General features: G+C 69.6%; 21 protein-coding genes and 1 tRNA gene. 14 read left to right on the top strand and 8 right to left on the bottom strand.

Features of this window, described 5'->3' with window-relative positions; translation table 11 throughout:
* Positions 1–33: 33 nt before the first annotated feature.
* Positions 34–669 carry a uracil phosphoribosyltransferase gene (gene upp, locus OG194_RS24195; RefSeq protein ID WP_327402910.1) on the bottom strand — a complete coding sequence of 212 codons (636 nt, stop codon included), beginning with the start codon at positions 667–669 and terminating at the stop codon, positions 34–36.
* Positions 670–765: 96 nt separating this feature from the next.
* Here upp and OG194_RS24190 point away from each other — a divergent pair, with 96 nt between their 5' ends.
* From OG194_RS24190 to OG194_RS24145, 10 genes are all read left to right on the top strand, one after another.
* A complete protein-coding gene (locus tag OG194_RS24190) occupies positions 766–960 on the top strand; it encodes a hypothetical protein (protein WP_327402909.1) in 195 nt (64 codons plus the stop codon).
* Between the two features lie 243 nt (positions 961–1203).
* Positions 1204–1743, top strand: coding sequence for a tRNA adenosine deaminase-associated protein (locus OG194_RS24185; RefSeq protein ID WP_327407188.1), 540 nt, complete (start codon positions 1204–1206; stop codon positions 1741–1743).
* Positions 1744–1799: 56 nt separating this feature from the next.
* The gene (gene tadA / locus OG194_RS24180) at positions 1800–2231 is read left to right on the top strand and encodes a tRNA adenosine(34) deaminase TadA (RefSeq protein ID WP_327402908.1); all 432 of its coding nucleotides are present in this window, start codon (positions 1800–1802) and stop codon (positions 2229–2231) included.
* A gap of 80 nt (positions 2232–2311) precedes the next feature.
* Positions 2312–2396 (top strand) — tRNA-Ser (locus OG194_RS24175).
* 167 nt (positions 2397–2563) lie between these two features.
* The gene (locus OG194_RS24170; protein ID WP_318017336.1) at positions 2564–2740 is read left to right on the top strand and encodes a hypothetical protein; all 177 of its coding nucleotides are present in this window, start codon (positions 2564–2566) and stop codon (positions 2738–2740) included.
* Between the two features lie 29 nt (positions 2741–2769).
* The gene (locus OG194_RS24165; protein ID WP_327402907.1) at positions 2770–3063 is read left to right on the top strand and encodes a Dabb family protein; all 294 of its coding nucleotides are present in this window, start codon (positions 2770–2772) and stop codon (positions 3061–3063) included.
* A gap of 173 nt (positions 3064–3236) precedes the next feature.
* Entirely contained in the window at positions 3237–4085 is an 849-nt protein-coding gene (locus OG194_RS24160) for an RNA polymerase sigma factor SigF (RefSeq protein ID WP_327402906.1), read from the top strand.
* A gap of 311 nt (positions 4086–4396) precedes the next feature.
* On the top strand, positions 4397–5287 hold the full coding sequence (locus OG194_RS24155; RefSeq protein WP_019054917.1) for an RNA polymerase sigma factor SigF: 891 nt from the start codon (positions 4397–4399) through the stop codon (positions 5285–5287).
* Between the two features lie 56 nt (positions 5288–5343).
* Positions 5344–5994: a hypothetical protein gene (locus tag OG194_RS24150; protein WP_327402905.1), complete on the top strand. Its 651-nt coding sequence runs from the start codon at positions 5344–5346 to the stop codon at positions 5992–5994.
* Between the two features lie 23 nt (positions 5995–6017).
* On the top strand, positions 6018–6461 hold the full coding sequence (locus OG194_RS24145) for a GNAT family N-acetyltransferase (protein ID WP_327402904.1): 444 nt from the start codon (positions 6018–6020) through the stop codon (positions 6459–6461).
* A 27-nt stretch (positions 6462–6488) separates the two neighbouring features.
* On the opposite strand, the gene OG194_RS24140 is transcribed toward OG194_RS24145, so the two are convergent.
* Positions 6489–6692: a hypothetical protein gene (locus OG194_RS24140; RefSeq protein ID WP_033285555.1), complete on the bottom strand. Its 204-nt coding sequence runs from the start codon at positions 6690–6692 to the stop codon at positions 6489–6491.
* A gap of 220 nt (positions 6693–6912) precedes the next feature.
* Here OG194_RS24140 and OG194_RS24135 point away from each other — a divergent pair, with 220 nt between their 5' ends.
* From OG194_RS24135 to OG194_RS24120, 4 genes are all read left to right on the top strand, one after another.
* Positions 6913–7458, top strand: a complete 546-nt coding sequence (locus OG194_RS24135; RefSeq protein WP_327407187.1) for a MarR family winged helix-turn-helix transcriptional regulator — start codon at positions 6913–6915, stop codon at positions 7456–7458.
* Positions 7459–7479: 21 nt separating this feature from the next.
* Positions 7480–9996 carry an MFS transporter gene (locus tag OG194_RS24130; protein ID WP_327402903.1) on the top strand — a complete coding sequence of 839 codons (2517 nt, stop codon included), beginning with the start codon at positions 7480–7482 and terminating at the stop codon, positions 9994–9996.
* Between the two features lie 94 nt (positions 9997–10090).
* Complete coding sequence (locus tag OG194_RS24125) at positions 10091–10912, top strand: YceI family protein (RefSeq protein ID WP_327402902.1); 822 nt, start codon at positions 10091–10093, stop codon at positions 10910–10912.
* 29 nt (positions 10913–10941) lie between these two features.
* Entirely contained in the window at positions 10942–11409 is a 468-nt protein-coding gene (locus OG194_RS24120; RefSeq protein WP_327402901.1) for a PPOX class F420-dependent oxidoreductase, read from the top strand.
* Positions 11410–11631: 222 nt separating this feature from the next.
* Here OG194_RS24120 and OG194_RS24115 read toward each other — a convergent pair whose 3' ends face one another.
* From OG194_RS24115 to OG194_RS24090, 6 genes are all read right to left on the bottom strand, one after another.
* Complete coding sequence (locus OG194_RS24115) at positions 11632–12429, bottom strand: TetR/AcrR family transcriptional regulator (protein WP_327402900.1); 798 nt, start codon at positions 12427–12429, stop codon at positions 11632–11634.
* Between the two features lie 132 nt (positions 12430–12561).
* A complete protein-coding gene (locus tag OG194_RS24110) occupies positions 12562–14040 on the bottom strand; it encodes an MFS transporter (protein WP_327402899.1) in 1479 nt (492 codons plus the stop codon).
* A 116-nt stretch (positions 14041–14156) separates the two neighbouring features.
* The gene (locus OG194_RS24105; RefSeq protein ID WP_327402898.1) at positions 14157–16424 is read right to left on the bottom strand and encodes an ArnT family glycosyltransferase; all 2268 of its coding nucleotides are present in this window, start codon (positions 16422–16424) and stop codon (positions 14157–14159) included.
* Positions 16421–17938 (bottom strand): bifunctional glycosyltransferase family 2/GtrA family protein, encoded by a 1518-nt coding sequence (locus OG194_RS24100; protein ID WP_327402897.1) that lies wholly within the window; start codon positions 17936–17938, stop codon positions 16421–16423. Before OG194_RS24100 ends, OG194_RS24105 begins: the two co-directional genes overlap by 4 nt.
* A gap of 13 nt (positions 17939–17951) precedes the next feature.
* Positions 17952–19610, bottom strand: coding sequence for a HAMP domain-containing sensor histidine kinase (locus tag OG194_RS24095; protein ID WP_327402896.1), 1659 nt, complete (start codon positions 19608–19610; stop codon positions 17952–17954).
* Complete coding sequence (locus tag OG194_RS24090; RefSeq protein WP_327402895.1) at positions 19607–20347, bottom strand: response regulator transcription factor; 741 nt, start codon at positions 20345–20347, stop codon at positions 19607–19609. Before OG194_RS24090 ends, OG194_RS24095 begins: the two co-directional genes overlap by 4 nt.
* Positions 20348–20350 lie beyond the last annotated feature (3 nt).

Genomic DNA, 20350 nt, shown 5'->3' with positions numbered 1-20350 from the left:
AGAGCCGTACGGGAATCGGGTGTTGACGGAGTCCTACTCGGCCGCGCCGTAGAGGCGGTCGCCCGCGTCGCCCAGGCCCGGGACGATGTAGCCGTGCTCGTTCAGGCGCTCGTCGACCGAGGCCGTCACGACGGTCACCGGGGTGCCCGCCAGTTCGCGTTCCATGACCTCGACGCCCTCGGGGGCGGCGAGCAGGACCACGGCCGTCACGTCGTCGGCGCCGCGCTTGATCAGCTCGCGGATCGCGGCGACCAGGGTGCCGCCGGTGGCCAGCATCGGGTCCAGGACGTACACCTGGCGGCCGGAGAGGTCCTCCGGCATGCGCGTGGCGTACGTGGAGGCCTGGAGGGTCTCCTCGTCGCGCACCATGCCCATGAAGCCCACCTCGGCGGAGGGCAGCAGCCGGACCATGCCGTCCAGCATGCCGAGACCGGCCCGCAGGATCGGCACGACCAGGGGACGCGGGTAGGACAGCTTGACGCCGGTGGTCGGGGAGACCGGCGTCGTGATGTCCACCTGTTCGGTGCGCACGTCGCGCGTGGCCTCGTAGGCGAGCAGGGTGACCAGCTCGTCGGCGAGGCGGCGGAAGGTCGCGGAGTCGGTGCGCCGGTCGCGCAGCGTGGTGAGCTTGTGGGCGACCAGGGGGTGGTCGACGACGTGGAGACGCATGTCCACAACAGTAGCCGCCGCTCCGTGCCTGCTCGCGTTGGCATCAAACCGCCCGTCCGGGGGAAAGTGGGAGGGACGGAACGGGGTGGTGAACCGATGCCTGAGCGTGAGTCCCACGAGGACCCGTCACAGCACGACAGCCGGGAGACCGAGGCCGAGCGCAGGCGGCGCCGGGCCCAGTTCCTGCGCGAGCTGACCGAGGCGCGCGAGCTGCGCGACCGGGTCCAGCCCCGCCGCGCCAAGGTCGCGCGGCTGCGCCACGCCATGCGTATGCGCACGTTCCGCTGGTAGTCGAGGCCTGTCTCACAGCACTTTGTAAGCCCAACCGGGTGCGTGTGTAAGGCGATCGCCGCGTACGATCCCGCTGGTGGTCGATCAAAACGGGCGGACACAGGGAGCCGAAGACGTCCCCTGAGCGCCTTGTTTCTGCCACGATTCCGAGTGGGTGGGGCTCGGAGCACGAGCTCTCCCCGCCCGCAGCCTCAGCCGGGGGGACCTCCAACCGGCACACCTATGACCAGTGGGAGAGTCACGGTGTACTTCGCCGCACTGCTCGCGCGCACCGAAGACGGGTGGGAAGCGAGCGACACAGAGCTCGACGATGTCGAGAGCATGTCGGACCTGGCCACACTGGCCCGTGAAGCCTCGCCCGAGGACGACACGGTGCTGGTGCTCATCGAGCAGGAGGACGCCTGGTTCGGCGTCGTCCGCGTCGATGGCGAGGACGACCCTCGGATCTACGTCTCGGACGCCGCTGCCGCAGCCCGCAGCTCGTACGGCGAGATCCTGCTCACCGACGAGCTGCTCGGACGGGATCCGGACGACGACGACGCCGTCGATCTGGACTCCCTCGACCTCGACGGCACCGAGGACGGTGACACCGAGGAGGAGGACGACGACGAGGACGGCACCTCCTCGGCCGAGGCCGTTCCGCACAGCCCGGTCGGTGACCGCCAGATCCTGGACGACCTGGGCGTCGGCGAGAAGGAGCTGCTGCTCCTCGACGCGGACGACGCGCTGAGTTCCATCGCCGAGGCCCTGGGGGCCTCGGAGGTCCTGGAGACCGTCCGCTGACCACAGCACGCACAGAAGGGACTCCGGACCCGGTACGCGACCGTTGGCGGGCCGCGATGCGGCTCGCCCTCGACGAGGCCGGACAGGCCGCCCGGGGCGGCGACGTCCCGGTCGGCGCGGTCGTGCTGTCCCCGGACGGTACGACCGTGCTCGCCACCGGGCACAACGAACGCGAGGCCACCGGCGATCCGACGGCGCACGCCGAGGTCCTCGCGATCCGCAGGGCCGCCGCTCACACAGGTGAGTGGCGGCTGTCCGGCTGCACGCTCGTCGTCACCCTCGAACCCTGCACGATGTGCGCGGGCGCGCTGGTGCAGTCCCGGGTCGACCGGGTCGTCTACGGCGCCCGCGACGAGAAGGCCGGCGCGGCCGGCTCACTCTTCGACGTCGTCCGCGACCGCCGGCTCAACCACCGCCCCGAGGTCATCGAGGGCGTCCTCGCGGACGAGTGCGCCCACCTGCTCACGGAGTTCTTCCGGGACCGGTAGCGGGACCGGTGGCAGCCCCTGTCTCGGGCCTCCGATTACCGATTTCAAACCACGCCCCACCTTGTTGTAAGGTCTCTCTCGGTAGCGTGTCCGAGCGGCCGAAGGAGCTCGCCTCGAAAGCGAGTGTGGCGCAAGTCACCGAGGGTTCAAATCCCTCCGCTACCGCTTCTGAAGGGCCCCGTCGAGAGACGGGGCCCTTCGTGCATGACGGCGGCAACACCCCTTCACCTGCGGACCGTTGATCCCTGATTGATCCAAAAAAGGGCCGTGAAGGTTACACTCACCGCCGGCAACAGGGGGCCCACGGGCACGAAGTCACACGGGAGGCCGCGATGGCGGTGAACGCCAAGAAGATCGTCGTCTACTTGCTCGTGGTCTTCGCGTCGTACGTGATCATCACGGACCCGTCCAAGGCGGCCGACTACGTCCAGATAGGCTTCGAGGGCATATCGGACGCCGCGAAGGCCATCGGCGACTTCATGACCTGGCTGGCCGACGGGGCGCAGTAGCGAAACAGCCGACTACCCAGGAGCGCGCGATGATCCGCCACCTCGTCCTCTTCAAGCTCAACGAGGGTGTCGAGCGCGACGACCCGCGTGTCGTGGCCGGCGTCGAGGCCTTCCGGCCGCTCGGCGACCTGGTCGACGAACTGCGTTTCTGGGAGCTGGGCTGGAACATCAGCGACCGCCCCATCGCCTACGACTTCGCGATCAACTCGGCGGTCGACGACCCCGAGGCCCTGAAGCGGTACATCGAACACCCCGCGCACCAGGCCGGCGTCGCGCTGTGGCGCGAGTTCGCCACATGGATCGTCGCCGACTACGAGTTCTGACCGCCCCCGAAGAAGCCCGAAGCGCCCCTTCCTCAAAGCCCCTTGCCGTCACGGCGAGGGGCTTTTGTTGCTCAACACGGCATAACACGGTATTAGGCGGTGCTTGCACACAGTGCACATGTCTTGTGATGCTATGACCGCTTTTGACGGATGAGTTGACCTATTGAAGAGGTGTGGCGTTGACCTTGTCGGCCAGTACAGCGCCGCCCCAGGACGAGGCGCCCGCCCAGCCCCCCGTGGCAGCCGCTCCGCCGCGCAGCCGCGGCGCGGACACCCGGGCCCTCACCCAGGTGCTCTTCGGCCAGCTCAAGGGGCTCCAGCCGGGTACGCCGGAGCACAACCGGGTGCGCGGGGCGCTCATCGAGGCGAACATCCCGCTCGTGCGCTACGCCGCCGCCCGCTTCCGCTCCCGCAACGAGCCGATGGAGGACGTCGTCCAGGTCGGCACCATCGGTCTGATCAACGCCATCGACCGCTTCGACCCGGACCGGGGCGTGCAGTTCCCGACGTTCGCGATGCCGACCGTGATCGGCGAGATCAAGCGGTACTTCCGTGACAACGTCCGCACCGTCCATGTCCCGCGCCGGCTGCACGAGTTGTGGGTGCAGGTCAACGCGGCGACCGAGGATCTGACGACCGCCTTCGGGCGCACCCCCACCACCGGCGAGATCGCCGAGCGGCTGCGCATCGGCGAGGACGAGGTGCTGTCCTGCATCGAGGCCGGACGGTCGTACCACGCGACCTCCCTGGAGGCCGCCCAGGAGGGCGACGGACTGCCCGGCCTGATCGACCGGCTCGGCTACGAGGACCCGGCCCTGGACGGCGTGGAACACCGCGACCTCGTCCGCCACCTCCTCGTCCAACTCCCCGAGCGGGAACAGCGGATCCTGCTGCTGCGCTACTACAGCAACCTCACCCAGTCGCAGATCAGCGCGGAGCTCGGCGTCTCCCAGATGCACGTCTCCCGGCTCCTCGCGCGCAGCTTCCAGCGGCTGCGCTCCGCGAACCGCATCGAGGCGTAGCAGCCGTAGCCGGACCCATAGCGGAAGCCGTATCGGGGCATAACCGAATGCCCGAGCGAGCTGTCACCGGTACGAACGAATCGCTCATGGGGCCCTTTCCCGACGGTTCTGCGCTGAAAAGCCGTCAGACCCCCTTTTTCCAGGGCTGTTTCGTCACAGACATGTCGACATGTCACTACAGCGTGTTGCCGACATGTGACATTCTGCGGGAAGCGCGTTTGCCGTGGCTCCGGCTCCGGTATTCAGGTGAAGGCACCGCTCCCCAGACGGGGGCGATCGCCGCGACCGTCCCGCGACCCAAAGGGGGTGGCATGTCCGCAGACCAGGGCAGCTCGAAGGTGCTCACGCTCACCAAGAGCGACGCTGAGCCCGCACTCGACGCCGTTACGGTCCTTGAGGCCGTACCCGCCGTACCGGCCCCGGCCCTCCCGACCACGGGAGCCATCGACACCCGCACCCTGTCCCGCTCCCTCTTCCTGCGGCTCGCCGCACTCGACGAGAACAGCCCCGAGCGTGGTTACGTCCGGGACACCCTCATCGAGCTCAACCTCCCGCTCGTGCGGTACGCCTCGGCGCGTTTCCGCTCCCGCAACGAGCCGATGGAGGACATCGTCCAGGTCGGCACGATCGGCCTGATCAAGGCGATCGACCGGTTCGACTGCGAACGCGGGGTGGAGTTCCCGACGTTCGCGATGCCGACCGTCGTGGGCGAGATCAAGCGCTTCTTCCGCGACACGTCGTGGTCGGTGCGCGTCCCGCGTCGCCTTCAGGAGCTGCGCCTGGCCCTGACGAAGGCCAGCGACGAGCTCTCCCAGAAGCTGGACCGGTCACCGACCGTCCCCGAACTCGCCGTGGTCCTGGGCGTGTCCGAGGAGGACGTCGTCGACGGCCTCGCGGTCGGCAACGCGTACACGGCCTCCTCGCTCGACTCCCCGGCCCCCGAGGACGACGGCGGCGAGGGCTCGCTGGCGGACCGTCTCGGCTACGAGGACACGGCCCTGGAAGGCGTGGAGTACCGCGAGTCGCTCAAGCCGCTGCTCGCCAAGCTCCCGCCCCGTGAGCGCCGGATCATCATGCTGCGCTTCTTCGCCAACATGACCCAGTCGCAGATCGGCGAGGAGGTCGGCATCTCCCAGATGCACGTCTCCCGGCTCCTCACGCGCACCCTCTCGACCCTCCGCGAGGGCCTGATCTCGGACTGACCCCCAACAGGGTCCCGAGGGTTCCTATTTGACGGAGTGTCAGCCACCATGGCGCGATGCCTCGTTCGACATGGACAGCCGGCCGCCGAGGCGCCCTGTTGGGCGCGTCGGCGGCCGTCGTCTGCATGACGCTGACCGCGTGCGGAAACACCGGCGACGGCGGCTACGTGGCGGTCGGCCCGCCTCGCCCATCCGCTACGGCGGTACGCCCGACCGGGAGCGTCACGCTGGTACCGCTCGACGACCCGACGCCGCCCGCAGGCAGCAAGTCACCGGCCGGCGGGGCGACTTCGGCACCCGCCCCGGCTCCCTCTTCAACCACGGGTGCCAAGTCCGGCCGTAGCACCACGCATTCACCGTCACCGACCCCAACTGCCGTTCCTACGACGGCTCCCGCCACCCCCGCCGCCCTCACCTGGGGCGAGCCCGCGCGCAAGGCCACGGACCACCGCTGGTGCGAGGACGTGACCCTGAGCTTCCGCAACTCCGGGGGTACGGCGGTGCGTTCGGGCACGGTGACGTTCGGGACGCACATCATCGGGGCCCTCGGGATCGACTGGGCGACGATCGGGTCGGCCGAGCGACTTCCCGTGCCGATCGCGGCCCATGCGCGCGAGGACCACACCTGGACCGTGTGCGTCGACGCGTGGCGGGTGCCGTTGGGGACGCACATCGAGACGCGGGACGTGTCGGTCGAGTGGAGGTAGAGCCGGTCGATAGGCTCCGCGGCATGGACGTTCAGGTGGAGATCGCGCGCGAGGCGACCGGTGAACTCGTGGACGCGTTCGGGCGGTTGCTGCCGCAGTTGTCCGGCACGGCGGGGACTCTCGACCGGGCCGCGGTCGAGCGGATGGTCTCGTGCGCGACGAACACCGTGCTGGTCGCGCGGGACGCGGGCACGATCGTCGGCACCCTCACGCTGGTGATGTCCCCCGTGCCGTCCGGACTGCGCGGGCGCGTCGAGGACGTCGTCGTCGACAGTGCCGCCCGGGGGAGGGGGATCGCCGCGCTGCTCATCGAGCGGGCGCTGGGCATCGCCCGGGAGGCCGGGGCGCGGACCGTCGATCTCACCTCGCGGCCGGACCGCGCCGCGGCGAACCGGCTGTACGAGCGGCTCGGCTTCCGGGTCCGGGAGTCGACGGTCTACCGGTTCCCGTTGGAGCCGACCCGGTAGACCACTGCTCGGATGAAGCGGTCGGTGTTACATGAAGGCCAGGTAGGCCACCGCCGCCACGACCAGCACGGCGACGACGACGCCGACGATCAGGCCGACGCGGGGTCCGGCCGAAGCGGTGGGCGCGGCCTGCGGCCGGCCGCCCTGTGGGGTCTCGTCGACGAAGGCACGGAACATCTGGGTACTGCCGGCGGGGTCGTAGTTGCCCTCGGGGCCCTGGGTGTTTGCCATGGGCCGAGACACTAGCGAATCCCCGGGTGACACCCAAGTGCGGGGCCTCGGACGAGCTTCCCCACCTGCGGGTTTACGTTCAGAAATGCTTGCCTTTGCCAACTTTTTATGCCGCACCTACCTTTTTTATTTGCCTGTAGCAACCAACCTCTCTTAGTCTCTTATGGTTGCCCTAAGCAACGAACACGGAACGGACATGGGACCGGACATGGGAGGTGTGATGGCCGAGCGGACGCAGTACGAGGAGCTGATGCGTCAGTTCAGTGCCTTCGGCGCCGTACGCAGGGAGTTGGGGCGGATCATGCCCTCCGACTGCCCCAGCGGCTCCGCGGCCGTACTGACCCTGCTCGACCGGTACGGCGACATGCGGATGAGCAAGCTCGCGGAGTTGCTCTCCGTCGACATGTCCGTGACCAGCCGCCATGTCGCGCACGTCGTCGACCGGGGCTGGATCGAACGGTCCCCCGACCCCGCCGACAAGCGCTCCCGCATCCTGCGCCTCACCCCCGGCGGCCGGGCCCAGGTCGGCGAACTGTCGCGGCGGACCGCCCAGTTGCTCGCCGACCGGCTGAGCGACTGGAGCGACGAGGAGGTCGGGCAGCTGATCGAGCTGATGGCCCGGCTCCGGGCGAGCTTCGGCGACTGCCGTACCGCACAGCCCCCGCCCATGCCCCCTCCCACGCGACCTCCCGTCGCGGCCGGGACCCCCCGCACCAGCGACTCCCCCCACCACGAACTCGAACACACCACCCGTACACCCGCATAAGCACGGAAGAAAAGGAAGCCCATGGCAACGACCACACCAGCCGGTGTGCGGGCTCACGCCAAGCACGGAGGGGCCTCCCCCGCGGCCCCCGACGGCGCTCCGATGACACACCGGCAGATCATGGAGGCGCTCTCCGGGCTGCTGCTCGGACTGTTCGCCGCGATCATCTCGTCGACGATCGTCACCAACGCCCTGCCGACCATCATCGGCAGTCTGGGCGGCGGCCAGGAGGCCTACACCTGGGTCGTCACCGCGGCCCTGCTCTCCATGACGGCCTCGGTGCCGCTGTGGGGCAAGATGGCCGACCTGGTCAGCAAGAAGGCCCTGGTCCAGATATCCCTGGTCATCTACATCATCGGCTCGGTCGTCGCCGGCCTCGCGCAGAATCCGGCGATGCTGATCGGCGCCCGTGTCATCCAGGGCCTCGGCGCCGGCGGTCTCTCCGCCCTCGTCCAGGTCGTGATGGCCGCGATGATCGCCCCGCGCGAGCGCGGCCGGTACTCCGGCTACACCGGCGCCACCTTCGCCGTGGCGACCGTCGGCGGTCCGCTGCTCGGTGGCGTGATCACCGACACCTCGTGGCTCGGCTGGCGCTACTGCCTGTTCGTCGGGATCCCGTTCGCGCTGATCGCGCTGATCGTGCTCCAGAAGACGCTGAACCTCCCGGTCGCCAAGCGGAAGGTCAAGGTCGACTGGACCGGCGCCTTCTTCATCACCGCGGCGGCCTCGCTGCTGCTGGTCTGGGTGACCTTCGCCGACGACAAGTACGAGTGGCTGTCGTGGCAGACGTACGCGATGGTGGGCGGCACCGTCGTGCTGGCGCTGCTGTTCGTGTTCACCGAGACACGGGCGAGCGAGCCGATCATCCCGCTGCGCCTGTTCCGCAACCGCACGGTGTCGCTGGCTTCCCTGGCCTCGCTGTTCGTGGGCGTCGGCATGTACTCGGGCACGGTCTTCTTCTCCCAGTACTTCCAGCTGGCCCGCGACAAGTCCCCGACGATGTCCGGTGTCATGACGATCCCGATGATCGGCGGCCTGTTCGTCGCGTCGATGGTCTCCGGCCGCTTCATCACCAAGACCGGCCGCTGGAAGGGCTGGCTGGTCGCCGGCGGCCTCTTCCTCACCGCGGGTCTGGGCCTGCTCGGCCTGATGCGCTACGACACCCCGTACTGGGAACTGTCCATCTACATGGCCCTGTTGGGCATCGGCGTCGGCACGATGATGCAGAACCTGGTCCTCTCCACGCAGAACCAGGTCACCCCGAAGGACCTCGGCGCCGCCTCCTCCACGGTGAGCTTCTTCCGCTCGCTCGGCGGCGCGGTCGGCGTCGGCGTGCTCGGCTCGGTCATGTCCGGCCGCATCACGCACTACGCCAAGGACACCGTCGCCTCCTTGGACCCGCAGTCGCAGGCCGCCGCCGCGAAGGCCGTCGGCAGCAGCGCGCTCCCCGACATGGACGCCCTGCCGAGCACGGTCCGCACCTGGCTGGAGGGCGCCTACGGCCACGGAATCGCCGACGTCTTCCTCTACGCGGCCCCCTTCGCGCTCATCTCCTTCATCGTCGTGATGTTCATCAAGGAGGTCCCGCTGCGGACCTCCGGCGGGCTGGCGCAGGCGGCCGAGGAGGCCGTGGGCGTGCTGGACGCGGCGGAGATCCCCGCGCCCGCCGAGCAGAAGGTCCCCAGCTGGGCGGCCGAAGGTACCGAGCAGCAACTCGCCGCCGTGGCAACGGTGGTGGGGGAGGAGACCGTACCCATGTCCGATCCCGTGTCCGGTGGAATTCCCGTCCGGGGCTTCGTCCGCGGCGCCGAGAGCGCGCCCGTCCCGCAGGCCGCCGTCACCCTGATCTCCCTCGGGGGACGCCAGTTGGGCCGCTCGGTCACGCAGGCGGACGGCTCCTACGCGCTGGACGCGCCGAGCGTGGGGTCGTACGTCCTGATCGCCTCCGCCGACGGCTTCCAGCCGCAGGCCTCCACGGTCGTCGTCAACGGCCACGAGCCGGTCTCCTACGACGTCCTGCTCAGCGGCACCAGCGGTCTGAACGGGCTCGTCCGGGCCGCCGAGACGGGGCTGCCCGTCAAGGACGCGATGGTCATCGTGACGGACGTGCGCGGCGACCTGCTCTCCACCGGAATCACCGGTGAGCAGGGCGAGTTCGCGTTCGCCGAGCTGGTGCCGGGGGCCGTGACCGTCGCGGTGAACGCCGCCGGGTACCGGCCGCGCGCGCTGCCGGTCGAGGTCGGCGGCACGGGGGTCACCCGGGTCGAGATCGACCTGGACTCCGGCGCGCAGGTCCTGGGCGTGGTCCGGGCCCCGCACGGTCCGCTGGCCGACGCCCGCGTGACCCTCGTGGACGCGGCGGGCAACGTGGTCGGCACCGCGACGACCGGTTCGGACGGGGCGTACGCCTTCACCGACCTCAGCGGCGGCGAGTACACGGTGATCGCGACGGGCTACCCGCCGGTCGCGACCGCCCTCACGGTGAACGGCCGCGGGGCCGACGGGCACGACATCGAACTCGCGCACCCAGGCGAGTAGTTGATACCCCGGCCTGCGCAACGCGTCCCGAGCGGAGGCGCGTTGCGCGGGCCGGTCCCCTTTGTAGGGCTGTACGGCAAGGAGTTAGAGGGACATGGGACTGACCGCGAAGATCCGTACCCGCGACGGATGGGCCGTGTCGCACGCGGTCGTCACGGTGACCGACATGACCGGGGCGCAGGTGCTGCGGGCCGAGGCGGACGCCGAGGGGGCGGTGCGGGACGTGAACCCGCTGGCGCCCGGGCCGTACACCGTGATCGTGACCGCCGTCGGGTACGCGCCCGCCGCCGCCACCGCGATCGTCACCGCGAGCGGGCGGGCCGAGGTCGGCACGGTGACGCTGGCCCGGCAAGGGGGTACGGAGTTGCCGCCGCCCGGGCCGTGGACGGTCGACCCCGCCCACTCCACGGTCGGCGCGGTCGCTCAGCACCTGGGCATCTCCAGCGTGCGCGGCCGGTTCACCGACTTCACGGCGTCGGTCGAGATCGCGCCGGACGACATCGCCAAGTCCCGGGTGGAGGCGGTCATCCGGGCCGCGTCCATCGACACGGGGAACGGCATGCGCGACGACCACCTGCGCTCCCCGGACTTCCTGGACGTGGCCCGCTACCCGGAGATCACCTACTCCTCGACGGGTCTGACCCCGGCCGGCTCCGACCGCTGGACCGTCTCCGGCGAACTGACCCTTCACGGCGTCGTACGACCCGTCGACCTCGACCTCGCCTACCTCGGCACCGGGGCCGACCCCTGGGGCGGCACGCGCGCCGCGTTCCGGGCGACCACGGAGCTGCACCGCGAGGACTTCGCGATGAACTACAACCAGGTCGTGCAGGCGGGGATCGCGGCGATCGGTACGACGCTCAAGGTCGAGCTGGACATCCAGGCGGTGCAGGGGGAGTCGTTGCCGCAGGCGTAACAGGGTGGGCTCCGCCTAGGCTGGTCAGCATGGCTTCGAACATCGCGAGCAACACCTCTGTGTCCCTGGACGAGCTGCTGGATTTCGTACGGCCCCGGCACCGGGCGATCCTGCTGACCCGGCGGGCGGACGGGAGCCCGCAGGGTTCGCCGCTGACCTGCGGGGTCGACGACTCGGGGCGGATCGTCGTCTCCACGTACCCCGAGCGGGCCAAGACCCGCAACGCGAAGCGTGATCCGCGGGTCAGCCTGATCATCCTGAGCGACGAGTGGAACGGCCCCTGGGTCCAGATCGACGGCTCCGCCGAGGTCATCGACTCGCCGGAGTCCGTGGAGCCGCTCGTCGAGTACTTCCGGAACATCTCGGGGGAGCATCCGGACTGGGACGAGTACCGGGCGGCGATGGTGAAGCAGGGGAAGTCGATCGTGCGGGTCACGCCTGAGAAGTGGGGTCCGGTGGCGACGGGTGGCTTCCCGGCGCGACTCGCCGAAGGCTGAGGTGGTGCTGGGGGCTCCGCCCCCAGACCCCCATCGGCCCTGAAGGGGCCTCGTCCTCAGACGCCGGACGGGCTGAAAAATGCCGGCCTGAGTTGAAAGAGGCGGCGGGGGCTCAAGCCGACGACCGGCTGAAGGCGCCGGCCGGAGTTGAAGAAGCCGACCGGCATTCAAGCCTTGGAGAGGCTGATAATGCCGACCTGAGGTTGAAAGCCCGCCCCGTACTCACGCCCGCGACGGGCTGTCCTTGCCGCCGTCCCTCTTCACCATCGCCTCGATGCCCGCCACCAGCAGGTCCAGGGCGAAGGTGAAGTCCCGGTTCATCATCTCCGCGACCGTGTCGCCGCCCCGGGCCGCCATGAGTTTCTTGGACTCCTGCACGACCTCGGCGGTCGTCGGGGCCCCGTCGAACGTCGTCATGGCGTGCCGGAAGTAGTCGTCGGGGGTCATCCCGGTGTCGGCGACGCGGGCGAAGAAGTGGCCCTCGATCGTGCCGTAGCCGTAGACGAACTGGAAGACGGCCGAGATCGCCCCCGTCAGCCCGTGCTCCGGCAGCCCGGTTCGGCGGATCACGCGTTGTACGACACGGGAGAACGTGAGCGAGTTCGGTCCGATGTTGAGGAAGGTACCGGCCAGCGGCGACAGCCAGGGGTGCCGGACCAGTAGGGCCCTGTACTCCGTTGCCAGCATGCGGAGTTGGTCCCGCCAGTCCTCGCCCTCGGACTCCGGATCTGGCAGGCGCAGCTCCCCGAAGACGGCATCCAGGGCGAGTTCGAGGAGGTCGTCCTTGGTGTCGACGTACCAGTAGACGGACATCGCGGTCACGTTCAGCTCCGCGGCGAGCCTCCGCATGGAGAACTTGGCCAGGCCTTCGGCGTCCAGCAGCCGTACGGTGACTTCGGTGATGCGGGCGCGGTCGAGGCCGGGTTGCCCTCCACCGCCGCGCCCGCTCCGACGCGTCTTCGTCTCAAGCCAGACACTGGTGCGCGCGGAACGCCCCGACGGCGGGCTTGCCTTGGCCATGACGCACCTTCCTCAGCATTTCAGTCCCGGGCCAGTATTCAGGGGCGCGGGGCTGTGACATTTGCGGCTCCGCCGCGTGGGCGCGACCAGCCACAACGCGCCCGCAGCCGCCAACGCACCCCGCCACCCGAGCTACTGGGCGACCACCATCTCCGAGTCTGCCCGCTCCGCCCGCCACAACAACGCCGCCGCAAGCAACCCCCCGACCAAAACAGCAACGGCCCCCACCAACTGACTGACCTCCAGCCCGGCAGAGAAGGCATCGGTCACCTTCCGCCTCTCCTCAGCCGACGACGCCGCCGCCAACCCGACCGGCAGGGACACCGCCGCGAACCGAGAACTCAGCACCGCACCAAGAACCGCGACCCCCAACCCGTTCCCGAACTCCCCCAACGTTCCATTGACGCCCGCCCCGACCCCCGCCTTCTCCGGAGGAATCGCACTCATGATCGCGTGAGCCATCGCCGGATTGGCGATCGCCGCCCCCGCCCCGATCAGCACCAGCCCCACCAGCGTCCCCGCATACCCACCGGTGGCAAGCGACGCGATCGACACCAGTCCCGCCGACATCGACACCATCCCCAGCCCGATGGAAACCGGCATCCCGAGCCGCGCCGTCCACTTCGCCGCCAGCCCCGAGAAGTTGAGCGCGACGATCACCAGAGCGAGCGGTGCCGTACGGACACCCGCCTCCAACGGGCCGTAGCCGAGGACGAATTGGAGGTGCTGGGTGAGCAGGAAGAGCGAGCCGGCCATGCCGAAGGTGATGAGGACGACCCCGGCGACCGCGCCCGTGAAGCGGCGGTCGCGGAAGAAGTCCAGGTCGAGCATGGGGTACGGGACACGGTTCTCCCAGGACGCGAAGGCCGCGAGGACCACGACCGCCACCGCCACCGTGAGCAGCACCCGCCCGGACGTCCAGCCGTGCGCCGGGCCGGAGATGATCGCGTAGACCAGCGCGGCCATGCCGATGGTCGAGAGCAGGGCGCCCAGGAGGTCCGGGCGGTCGCCGCGTGGGTTCTTGGACTCGGGGACCAGGACCACCGCGGCCACCAGGGCCAGCGCCGCTACCGGGATATTGATCAGGAAGATCGCGCCCCACCAGAAGTGGTTCAGCATGAAGCCGCCGAGGAGCGGGCCCGTCGCGAAACCGAGCGCGTTCACCGCGGCCCAGATGCCGATCGCCCTCGGCTGTTCCTCAGGGCTGAAGATCTGCATCACTACGGCCAGGGTGGTCGTGATGAGCAGCGCCCCGCCGACCCCCATACCGGCCCTCGCGGCGATCAACTGCCCGGTGGACTGGGCGAGTCCGGCGACCAGCGAGCCCACGCCGAACAGCACGAGACCCGCGATCAGCATCTTCTTGCGGCCGTAGCGGTCGGCCGCGCTGCCCGCGGTGAGGAGGAGTCCGGACTGTACGAGGGAGTACGCGTTGATCATCCACTGGATGTCCGCGGTGCTCGCGTCGAGTTCGCGGGTGAGCGAGGGGATCGCGACGTTCAGGACGGTGTTGTCGAGCAGCACGGTGAGCTGGGCCAGGCAGATGACTCCGAGGACGATCCAGCGCTGGGGGTGGCCCTGAAGGGCTTGGGGGCCTGGGGAAGTCGGCATGCTGTACACCGTAGAACAGTCCCTATACGGCGTACAACAGAGTTACGGCGGACATGAAGAGGGGCGGTGACCGTGTGGTCACCGCCCCTGCTCAGTGGAGAACCGTCAGCCGGGTGTCAGCTGCTCGTCTTCTGCGTCAGGTCGTAGAAGGTGGCCGAACCGACCGTCACCTTCTTGTAGTTCTTCTCGACCCACGAGGAGATCTGCGAGGAGCTGCCCGTGCTGCTGCTGCCGCCCATTCCGGTGCTGCCCGAGATGAAGTAGTGGATCTTGCCGTCCGCCACGTACTTCTTGAACTGGGCCAGCGTCGGCGACGGGTCGGTGCCGTTGAAGCCGCCGATCGCCATCACCGGGTCGCCGGTGGCGAGTTGGTAGCTCGCGGCGTTCTGGGAGCCGATGGACGCGGCGACCCAGGTGTACTTGCTCGCGTCCGTCTGGAGGAGCTTCTTGGCCGCCGAGGTGACCGTCGCGCCGTTGAGCAGGCCGCCGACGCCACCGCCGCCGCCCATGCCGCCGCCGCCCATGCCGCCGCCGTCGCCGGTCTGGCCGCCACCCTGGTTCTGGGTCGTACCGCCGCCACCAGGAGTGGTGCCCGTACCGCCGCCGGGCATCGTGCCCGTGCCGCCGCCGGGGAAGCCGCCGCCCTGGTTCTGGGTGGTGCCGCCGTTGCCGCCCTGCTGACCGGGCATGGTGCCCGTGCCGCCGGTGCGGTTGCCGCCACCGAAGCCGCCGCGACCGCCGCCGCCACCCGGACCGCCACCGCCGCCCATCATGCTCGCGCCGGCCGGACCGGCCGTCGGGATGGAGCCGGTGTGTGCGGAGTTGACCGTCGAGAGGGTGTACGCCGCCGGGCCCGCCAGGCCTGCCACGATGCTCAAGCCGACTGCCGCGAGGGCGAGTTGGCGGCCGATCTTCGCTACGAAGATCAGGCCGAGCGCACCGGCCAGGGAGCCGATGAGGACCAGCCACTTCAGCCAGGGAAGGTAGTCGGAGGTGCGGTTGAGGAGGACGTAGCCCCACACGCCGGCCGCAACTACCGCTGCCGCGAGGGTGATCGACGCCCAGATCTCGCCGCGCTTCTCCCAGAGGGAGCCCGCGCCGATGCCGATGACGGCGGCCATGTAGGGGGCCAGCGCGATCGTGTAGTACTGGTGGAAGATGCCGGCCATGTAGCTGAAGACGACCAGGGTCGTCACCAGCGAGCCGCCCCACACCAGCATCGAACTGCGCCTGACGGAGGTGCGGTTGAGCTTGCGTGTGGCCACCAGGCCCGCGACGAGGAGGATCAGCGCGGTGGGGAGCAGCCAGGAGATCTGGCTGCCGATCTCGTCGTTGAACATCCGGCTCCAGCCGGTGGCACCCCACATGCCCGTGCCGGTGCCGCCACCGCCGCCTCCGACGCTGCCGGTCTCATCGCCGCTGAGGCGGCCGAACCCGTTGTAGCCGAAGGTCAGTTCAAGGAAGCTGTTGTTCTGCGAGCCGCCGATGTAGGGGCGCGAGGACGCCGGCCACAGCTCGACGAGCGCGACCCACCAGCCCGCCGCGACGACCAACGCGCCGGTGGCCAGGCCCAGTTGGGCGAACCTCTTCTTCACGCTCACCGGTGCGCAGACCGCGTAGACGATGGCCAGCGGCGGCAGGATCAGGAAGGCCTGCAACGTCTTCGACAGGAACGCGAAGCCGATCGCGACACCCGCCCACACCAGCCACTTCGTACGGCCGTCCTCCAGGGCCCGGACGACGAGGTAGCAGGCGAGCGCCATGAGCAACGCCAGTGCGGCGTCAGGGTTGTTGAAGCGGAACATCAGCGCGGCGACCGGGGTGAGCGCCAGTACGGCGCCCGCGATCAGACCGGCCTGGGGGCTGTGTCGACGGCGTACCGCCGCGTAGACGACCGCGACCGTGCCGACGCCCATGAGGACCTCGGGGACCAGGATCGCCCAGGAGTTGAGGCCGAAGACGCGGACCGAGATCTCCATCGGCCACAGGAACGCCGAGGGCTTGTCGACGGTGATCGCGTTGCCCGCGTCGAGCGAGCCGAACAGGAACGCCTTCCAGCTCTTGCTGCCGGCCTGAACCGCCGCCGAGTAGAAGGAGTTTGAATAGCCGGACGCGCTCAGGTTGTAGAGGTAGAGCAGCGCCGTCGCCAGCAGCATGCCCCAGAACGCGGGGCGCGCCCAGCGCGGGTCCTCGGGCCGGCCGCGCCACAGGCGGCGCCCGAGCGGCTGCTTGGGCTCACCGGCCTGGGGGGCCAGGGTGTCCGCGGGCGCCACCGGCTCGTGTACGGCCGTGTCTCTGCCGGTGTCGCTGTCACCGGTAGGCGGCCCCCAGGACGAGGGGCTGCCTCCTCCCGGGTAGGTCGTCTGATCGGTGTCGGTGGTCATCGGCGGTCCCTCGGATCGGTGTCGTGGGGACGCACCGGCTGCAACTGCATCGTCGCGTCCCTCCAGGTGCCGTCCGCGGCTTCACCGGCGCGGAACTGGGTGGTGTGGTGCGGGGTGGTGTCGTACGCACTCTGCTGGGGCTGCGGCTGACGCTGCGGCAGCGGGGCGTACGAACCACCCGGGTACTGCGGGTTCTGCGGGTGCTGCGCCGCCGTCGAATAGGTCGGCGACGAAGGGGAGTTGAGGGCTGCGACCGTCGAGTCCTCGGCGCTGTCGTCGCGGTCCGGGAAGACCCAGGCGCGGAAGAGCAGGAAGCGGAGGACGGTCGCGGCGAGGTTGGCGGCCACCAGGACCGCGAGTTCGGTGGAGTGCGCCGGGTTGCTGCTGGCCGCGTTCAGCGCTGCAAGGGAACCGCTGGTCAGCGCGAGGCCGATGGCGAAGACGACGAGGCCCTGCGCCTGGTGGCGGACGGCGCCGCCCCGGCCGCGGACCCCGAAGGTCAGCCGGCGGTTCGCGGCGGTGTTGGCGACCGCCGAGACCAGCAGGGCGAGCGCGTTGGCGACCTGTGAGCCGCCGAACTGCCGGAAGAGGCTGTACAGGACGAGGTAGAAGAGGGTGGAGAGACCGCCGACCACGCAGAACCCGACGAGCTGGCGGGCCAGCCCCTTGGGCACGTCCTGGATGTCGCGGTCGCGCGGGTCGTCGCCGAAGGGCCGCGTGACGCGGTCGAGCGGCAGCGAACCGGAGGCCAGGGCCTTGCCCACGCGCCACACTCCCTTCAGGTCCTCGGTCGCCGTCTTGACGATGTGGACGGTCGAGTTCGGGTCGTCGACCCAGTCGACCGGCACCTCGTGGATACGGAGTCCGGCACGCTCGGCCAGCACCAGCATCTCGGTGTCGAAGAACCAGCCGGTGTCCTCGACGAGCGGCAGCAGCGCCTGGGCCACATCACGCCGGATCGCCTTGAATCCGCACTGGGCGTCCGAGAAGCGGGCCTGCAACGAGCCGCGCAGGATCAGGTTGTAGGTCCGGCTGATGAACTCGCGCTTGGCGCCACGCACGACACGCGACGAGCGGGCCAGCCGGGAACCGATCGCCAGGTCGGAGTGACCCGAGATCAGCGGCGCCACCAGGGGGAGCAGCGCATTGAGGTCGGTGGAGAGATCCACATCCATGTAGGCGAGGATCGGGGCGTCCGAGGCGGACCAGACGGTGCGCAGTGCTCGACCGCGCCCCTTCTGCTCCAGCCGGAACGATTTGACCTCGGGGATCTCCGACTCCAGCCGCGCGGCCACCTGAGGGGTGGTGTCGATCGACGCGTTGTCCGCGATGGTGATGCGGAACGCGTACGGGAACGTGCGCTTGAGGTGCTCGTGCAGTCTGAGCACACATGGCTGGAGGTCCTTCTCCTCGTTGTAGACGGGGATCACTACGTCCAGGACAGGCGTACCGGCGTCTCCGGCCGGGAGGTGCTCCCGCGCCGGCAGGGTGCCGGGAGAAGAGTCGGTTCGCATGCCCCGACTCTCCTCAAGCGCCCTGTTGCACCCATGTGGTGGCACTGTGCTGTGCCTGTGAGTGCGATTGCCAATTCGTTTCGGGGGCGGGCGTGGGCACAGCGGGTGCCAGCGCGGGCAGATGCACGGTGAACACAGTGCGTCCGGGAACGCTGTCCACGGTGACGGCTCCGCCGTGCGCGGTCGCGACCGCCTGCACGATGGCGAGGCCCAGACCCGTCGATCCCGTGGAGCGGGAACGCGCCGAGTCGCCGCGCGCGAACCGCTCGAAGACATGCGGCAGCAAATCGGACGGGATGCCCTGGCCGTTGTCCTCTACGTCCACGCACATCCACGGGCCGCGCCGCTGCACGCGTGCGGTGATCGTCGTACCGGGCGGTGTGTGCTTGCGGGCGTTGCCCAGCAGATTGATGAGGACCTGCTGGATACGGGCCGCGTCCGCCGACACGAGGGCCGGTTCGTCGGGCAGGTCGAGCCGCCAGTTGTGGTCCATGCCGGCCGCGCGCGAGTCGCTGATGGTGTCCACGACTAGCGGGATGAGGTCGGTCTGGTCGAACTGGAGCGGTCTGCCCGCGTCGAGCCGGGCGAGGAGGAGCAGATCCTCCACGAGGAGGGTCATACGACCCGCCTCGGACTCGATCCGGCCGAGGGCGTGCTTGGTGTCGGGCCCGGTCTGTTCGCGCCCGCGCCTGGTCAGCTCGGCGTATCCCCGGATGGAGGCGAGTGGCGTCCGCAGCTCATGACTGGCGTCGGCCACGAACTGCCGTACCCGCATCTCGCTCTGCTGTCTCGCGTGCAGGGCGCCGTGGACGTGGTCGAGCATCCGGTTGAGCGCGGCTCCGACCTGGCCGACCTCGGTGTGCGGGTCGGTCTCGGACTCGGGGACACGTTCGTTGAGGGTGACCTCGCCGGTGTGGAGGGGGAGTTCGGAGACGCGGGTGGCGGTGGAGGCCACGCGCCGCAGGGGGCGGGTGGCGACGCCGACGAGGACGTAGCCGGCGATGGCGGCGGCGACGAGGCCGGCGGCGGTGACGCTCACCTCGACGAGGATCAGGGTGTTGATGGTGCTTTCGGTGTCCGAGGTGGGGATGGCGACGTAGTAGCTGCCGTTGATGCCGGAGACGTACTTGACGCGGTAGTCACCCAGCCCGGGGAGCTCCACGGTGTGCGCCGCGGTGTCCTGGGACACCTCGTTGAGCGCACTCTTCTGAGCGCTGGTGAGCGCCACGGGGCTCATGTTGAAGACGCCGCTGCTGCTGTCCTTCTTCTTCTCGCCGACCTTGCCGTCGGTGATGGAACCGTTCTTGACACTCGCGATGACCGTGCCCTCCGGCTGCGGCCCGCGGGCGACGAAGTCGGAGAGAACGACGGCCTTGCCCTTCTGCTGGGCCGCCTTGCTCTGCTGAGCCGTCTTGCCCTGCTGTTCGGGCGGGGCACCGTCCTTGCCGTCACCGGGCGGCCCGAAGCCGCCCGAGGCACGGGCCGACACCTCGCCGAGCCGGCCGTCGAGCTGGTCGTACAGATGGGAGCGCAGCGCGAGCGTCGTCACCGTACCGATCACCGCGCACACCACCGCGATCAGCGTCACGGACGCGACGACGAGCCGGGTCCGCAGGGTGCGCGGCTTACCCGCTCGTTTCTTCTGCGCACGCGGCCGTCGTCGCCCGCTCATGACGCCGCGGGCTTGATCAGGTAACCGGCACCGCGCCGGGTGTGGATCATCGGCTCACGACCGGCGTCGATCTTGCGCCGCAGATACGAGATATAGAGCTCGACCACATTGGCCTGCCCACCGAAGTCGTACGACCACACACGGTCGAGGATCTGCGCCTTGCTGAGTACCCGCCGGGGATTACGCATGAGGAAGCGCAACAGCTCGAACTCGGTCGCGGTGAGGTGGATGCCGTCCCCGGCCCGCGACACCTCGTGGCTGTCCTCGTCGAGGGTGAGGTCACCCACGACCAGTACGGAGTCCGAGCGGCGGTCGGCGGCACCGGAGCGGCGGATCAGTCCGCGCAGCCGGGCGACGACCTCTTCGAGGCTGAAGGGCTTGGTGACGTAGTCGTCGCCGCCGGCGGTGAGTCCGGCGATACGGTCCTCGACGGCGTCCTTCGCCGTCAGGAACAGCACCGGCACGTCCGGCAGCTCTCTGCGCATCCGCCCGAGAACGGTCAGGCCGTCCATGTCCGGCAGCATCATGTCGAGGACGACTGCGTCGGGCCGGAACTCGCGCGCGGTCTGTATCGCGCCGGTCCCGTCACCCGCACTACGGATCTGCCAGCCCTCGTATCGGAGGGCCATGGACAGCAGCTCGGTGATCGACAGCTCGTCGTCCACCACAAGCACTCGGACGGGGCTCCCGTCCGGCCTCAGCAGTTCGGTGCGCCCCTGGGGCGAGGTCGTGGTCATAGT

It is taken from the genome of Streptomyces sp. NBC_01288 (genome assembly GCF_035982055.1).
In the GTDB taxonomy this organism is placed as follows: domain Bacteria; phylum Actinomycetota; class Actinomycetes; order Streptomycetales; family Streptomycetaceae; genus Streptomyces.
This window is presented reverse-complemented; position numbering and strand designations above follow the sequence as displayed.

Bases quoted from the DNA above. Each gene is read 5' to 3' on its own strand.
- OG194_RS24155 (WP_019054917.1), top strand. From the start codon at position 4,397: ATGTCCGCAGACCAGGGCAGCTCGAAGGTGCTCACGCTCACCAAGAGC.
- OG194_RS24130 (WP_327402903.1), top strand. From the start codon at position 7,480: ATGGCAACGACCACACCAGCCGGTGTGCGGGCTCACGCCAAGCACGGA.
- OG194_RS24140 (WP_033285555.1), bottom strand. From the start codon at position 6,692: ATGGCAAACACCCAGGGCCCCGAGGGCAACTACGACCCCGCCGGCAGT.
- OG194_RS24135 (WP_327407187.1), top strand. From the start codon at position 6,913: ATGGCCGAGCGGACGCAGTACGAGGAGCTGATGCGTCAGTTCAGTGCC.
- OG194_RS24095 (WP_327402896.1), bottom strand. From the start codon at position 19,610: ATGAGCGGGCGACGACGGCCGCGTGCGCAGAAGAAACGAGCGGGTAAG.
- OG194_RS24125 (WP_327402902.1), top strand. From the start codon at position 10,091: ATGGGACTGACCGCGAAGATCCGTACCCGCGACGGATGGGCCGTGTCG.
- OG194_RS24120 (WP_327402901.1), top strand. From the start codon at position 10,942: ATGGCTTCGAACATCGCGAGCAACACCTCTGTGTCCCTGGACGAGCTG.
- OG194_RS24115 (WP_327402900.1), bottom strand. From the start codon at position 12,429: ATGGCCAAGGCAAGCCCGCCGTCGGGGCGTTCCGCGCGCACCAGTGTC.
- OG194_RS24145 (WP_327402904.1), top strand. From the start codon at position 6,018: ATGGACGTTCAGGTGGAGATCGCGCGCGAGGCGACCGGTGAACTCGTG.
- OG194_RS24100 (WP_327402897.1), bottom strand. From the start codon at position 17,938: ATGCGAACCGACTCTTCTCCCGGCACCCTGCCGGCGCGGGAGCACCTC.
- OG194_RS24150 (WP_327402905.1), top strand. From the start codon at position 5,344: ATGCCTCGTTCGACATGGACAGCCGGCCGCCGAGGCGCCCTGTTGGGC.
- upp (WP_327402910.1), bottom strand. From the start codon at position 669: ATGCGTCTCCACGTCGTCGACCACCCCCTGGTCGCCCACAAGCTCACC.
- tadA (WP_327402908.1), top strand. From the start codon at position 1,800: ATGCGGCTCGCCCTCGACGAGGCCGGACAGGCCGCCCGGGGCGGCGAC.
- OG194_RS24105 (WP_327402898.1), bottom strand. From the start codon at position 16,424: ATGACCACCGACACCGATCAGACGACCTACCCGGGAGGAGGCAGCCCC.
- OG194_RS24090 (WP_327402895.1), bottom strand. From the start codon at position 20,347: ATGACCACGACCTCGCCCCAGGGGCGCACCGAACTGCTGAGGCCGGAC.
- OG194_RS24170 (WP_318017336.1), top strand. From the start codon at position 2,564: ATGGCGGTGAACGCCAAGAAGATCGTCGTCTACTTGCTCGTGGTCTTC.
- OG194_RS24110 (WP_327402899.1), bottom strand. From the start codon at position 14,040: ATGCCGACTTCCCCAGGCCCCCAAGCCCTTCAGGGCCACCCCCAGCGC.
- OG194_RS24165 (WP_327402907.1), top strand. From the start codon at position 2,770: ATGATCCGCCACCTCGTCCTCTTCAAGCTCAACGAGGGTGTCGAGCGC.
- OG194_RS24190 (WP_327402909.1), top strand. From the start codon at position 766: ATGCCTGAGCGTGAGTCCCACGAGGACCCGTCACAGCACGACAGCCGG.